This is a genomic window from Methanomethylovorans sp., assembly GCF_041305605.1.
Classification (GTDB): domain Archaea; phylum Halobacteriota; class Methanosarcinia; order Methanosarcinales; family Methanosarcinaceae; genus Methanomethylovorans.
Genome location: NZ_JBFYLB010000036.1, coordinates 1 through 3,332, shown reverse-complemented (window position 1 = coordinate 3,332; position 3,332 = coordinate 1). Strand labels below are relative to the sequence as shown.

Here is a 3,332-nt window from a genome sequence, read left to right as displayed (position 1 = left end):
GACCACCGGTATGGAAGCCAGGATGATGGGAGAAGCCGCAAGAGCAACTGCTGGTGTGGAAATTCCGGAGGTCAACAACATCCTGGATAACCTGGTCAAGATGTACGAGAAGAACTACGCTAAGGCACCTGCTGGAAAGACATTCCAGGAATGCTACAACGTCAAGACCATTGAACCCACAGATGAGTACCTGAAAGTCTACGATGGAGCAAGAAAGAAGCTCGAAGGACTGGGACTGGTGTTCTAAACCTCCAAAACCAAGCCAGCGAATTAAATTCGCTGGCTTTTTTTATACGGGGGCTATGTAACGAAAAATAATTACCAATCATATAAAACAGCGGAGGCATATTAAAATGGACACATGGATCTTGATCAACGGCGCAATTTATCTCATCGCTTTCGCGCTGATAGGTTGGGTATTGCTGGATGCTGTAAAAGTGTCAAGAAAATAATTGATGGAGGAAAACTCAATGTCTGAAGAAACGAGTTCAGAATCCCCCACTCTTGTAAAAACATTGAGGCCTTATCACGTATGGGCCCTTGGTGTTGGTATAGTTCTTGTCGGCGAATACATGGGGTGGAATTTCACAGTTGCAAAAGGAGGTATACTTGGTTCCCTGTTTGCACTGCTTGTCGCCGGTACAATGTATGTTATGGTAGCACTGTGTGCCAGTGAGCTTGGAGCTGCTACAAAACTTGCAGGAGGTCCCTATGATTGGGCAAGGTTATTCATAGGACCAGGTGCTGCCGCAATAGTCGGTCTTGCAGTATACATGGAATACATCGCTCTGGAAGCTGCAGACTCAATCGTAGTAGCATGGATAGCCCAATCAATCTTCCCGGAAATCCAGGTATTGCCGGTGACATTGCTTGTAATAGGGATTCTTACATTTATCAATTATCGTGGAGTTGTGGCTGCACTTACACTTAACTTTGCGCTAACCATGACCGCTTTCATAGCTATAATCGTGTTCTTCTTCGCCAACCTTCTGGGAATCGGAGGAATACCCTGGAACCCTGCAAACCTTATAGAGGGAGCTATGCCCAACGGGTTTGTGGGAATATTCGCTGCGTTGCAGTTCGGTCCCTGGTTCTATCTGGGAATAGAAGGCGCTGCAATGTGTGCAGAAGAATGTAAGCATCCTTCAAGGGCAGTCCCTCTGGGACAACAGGCTGGTATGATCACTTTGCTTATTGCAGCAGGCATGACGCTCTATGTATGTGCAGGTCTTATACCTACAGCAGATCTGGGTGTATCCGTATATCCTCTTTATGAAGCGGCAACGTCAAGTGGTGTTTATTTCCTGGTAGTGTTCCTTGCTATAGGTACGCTGTTCACCTGTCTTGCCAGCGCAAACGGATGTGTTTGTGACTCTTCAAGGTCGTGGTTTGCATTGTCCAGGGACCATTTCCTGACACCCTGGTTCTCAGCTGTACACCCGAGATATTACACGCCTTACAGGGCTGTGATATTTACAATGCCGATCGCTATAGCTTTCGCTTTCAGCGGTTTCCTTGACCAGGTCATTACCTTCTCAATTACATCAGGAATGGTCGCCTATGTGCTGATCCCATTCGCCCTGATAAGGTTTAGGAAAATGTTCCCACAGCATTCAAGCAAGGTACGTCCTTTCATAGGACCCATGCAACCATGGATAGCTTACTTCACCATATTCCTGGCAATTGTCATCCTGTCAACACTGTACTGGGGATATAACTTCAACCTCATCTTCGGGCTGGTGTTCTACACGGTGGCGTACTTCTACTTCAACTGGAGGTACAAGAGCATGGAGAGTGAACACGACTGGGAACGTGACATGGGATGGCCACAGCCGGTACTACACAGGAGCAAATAAGGAGGGATGAAGTTGGCAAATATTGACAATAACAGATACCATAGCAAATTGAAGCAGGATGCTGGTGTCATTTTATTGCTGCTAGCACTGCTGTACTTCTCTGAAATATACATGATCTACAATATACTGGCAACAATAGGGGCTAATGTGCCAATACCATTTACCCTCATGGGGCTGTACGTATTGTTCATAATCTTGTTGCTGGGCATTGAGACGTTGGGATGTGTGGGCGTGTATAACTCCATCAGGAAGCACATGTTCGAATTTGAATACTATGATTAAGGAGGTATAAGATGGCAGGAGCAGTTCAAAAAGAAAGTGAACCAGGAGTTTTCATGAGGGTATTTGACATCCTCTTTATCTTCATAGTTGCTTTTACCTGTGTGGTAACTCCAGTGGTGTTGCAGGGAACTGTGCTTGTGGGTTGGGGAGAAAGCGGAGCCATGCAATTTACATGGGACCCTGTACCCTATTTCACGTCCCTGGGAATAATAATAGTGTTCTTTGTGGTCATACTATACCACTCTGTGAAACACTATAAATTCTAATGTCAGCTCTGCTGGCATTTTATTTACTTTATGAATGATTGGAAAAGAAAATGGTGATCAAATGGCTGATAAGAAAAAAATCAACAAGGCTGTAGATCCAGCTCATCTCACAGAGCTTGAGCATCTTCATGTTCCTGTTATAGAGGCACCGGAACTTGTTCTCACTGGACAGCCGTTCACTGTGAAAGTGACAGTTCCCCATGTAATGGAGCAAGCTCATTATATCGAATGGATAAAACTATCTATGAATGGAAGAAAACTTGGCGAGGTGAAACTTTCATCATCTGATGCAAATCCCGTTGCAGAGTTCACGGTAACTATTCCGGAAGAGGTAATTGCCGTGAAAGAGATAGAAGAGTGCAGGATACATGGGGTCAATGTCTGTGGTGAATGTGGTACAAAATCAGTGCTAACAGAACTGGTTGCAGTTGAAAGCTGCAACGTGCATGGACTGTGGGAAGGCTCTAAGCATATAGAGGTTATGTCAAAGATACAGGGTGAAGGCAAACCCTGCAAATGGAAATGATGAACAAGTGAAGTTCAAAGTGATAAACCAACCATTAACCTGGCCACAGAAACATCACAAATAAAGTAAACTTCCAAGCCACTCCTCTTTTTTCTGAAAAAAATCATCTGTTTGTGAGGGTTTATATGGTCAGGTCTAAAATTTTAGGTCAATAGACTTAAAAAAAGATTAAACATTTTTATGGAGACTTCTGATGTCAAATTATACCCCCAAAGAAAGGCTTGCCCGTATTTTAACAGGGCAGAGCGTGGACCGTATGGCAGCTATCTCTGTCACACAGACCGGTACGGTAGAGCAGATGGAAGCTTGTGGCGCATTCTGGCCGCAGGCCAATGAAGATGCCCAGCTCATGGCAAAGCTTGGTGAGGCTGGTCACACAGTTGTAGGTTTTGAGGCTGTGCG

Annotated in this window: 6 protein-coding genes; all 6 read left to right on the top strand. The window is 44.9% G+C overall.

Annotated elements, in window-relative coordinates; translation table 11 throughout:
* The coding region (locus ACCM36_RS02505) for a monomethylamine:corrinoid methyltransferase (RefSeq protein WP_370572144.1) at positions 1–247 on the top strand (247 nt) is incomplete at its 5' end.
* A gap of 223 nt (positions 248–470) precedes the next feature.
* On the top strand, positions 471–1,856 hold the full coding sequence (locus tag ACCM36_RS02500; RefSeq protein ID WP_370572143.1) for an APC family permease: 1,386 nt from the start codon (positions 471–473) through the stop codon (positions 1,854–1,856).
* A gap of 12 nt (positions 1,857–1,868) precedes the next feature.
* A complete protein-coding gene (locus tag ACCM36_RS02495) occupies positions 1,869–2,138 on the top strand; it encodes a monomethylamine transporter (RefSeq protein WP_370572142.1) in 270 nt (89 codons plus the stop codon).
* An 11-nt stretch (positions 2,139–2,149) separates the two neighbouring features.
* Positions 2,150–2,404 (top strand): AcrB/AcrD/AcrF family protein, encoded by a 255-nt coding sequence (locus ACCM36_RS02490; protein WP_370572141.1) that lies wholly within the window; start codon positions 2,150–2,152, stop codon positions 2,402–2,404.
* Positions 2,405–2,465: 61 nt separating this feature from the next.
* Positions 2,466–2,930, top strand: a complete 465-nt coding sequence (locus tag ACCM36_RS02485; RefSeq protein WP_370572140.1) for a desulfoferrodoxin family protein — start codon at positions 2,466–2,468, stop codon at positions 2,928–2,930.
* Positions 2,931–3,123: 193 nt separating this feature from the next.
* The coding region (locus ACCM36_RS02480; RefSeq protein ID WP_370572139.1) for a uroporphyrinogen decarboxylase family protein at positions 3,124–3,332 on the top strand (209 nt) is incomplete at its 3' end.

Coding starts and splice junctions, on each gene's coding strand:
- ACCM36_RS02500 (WP_370572143.1), top strand. CDS start 471: ATGTCTGAAGAAACGAGTTCAGAATCCCCCACTCTTGTAAAAACATTG.
- ACCM36_RS02490 (WP_370572141.1), top strand. CDS start 2,150: ATGGCAGGAGCAGTTCAAAAAGAAAGTGAACCAGGAGTTTTCATGAGG.
- ACCM36_RS02485 (WP_370572140.1), top strand. CDS start 2,466: ATGGCTGATAAGAAAAAAATCAACAAGGCTGTAGATCCAGCTCATCTC.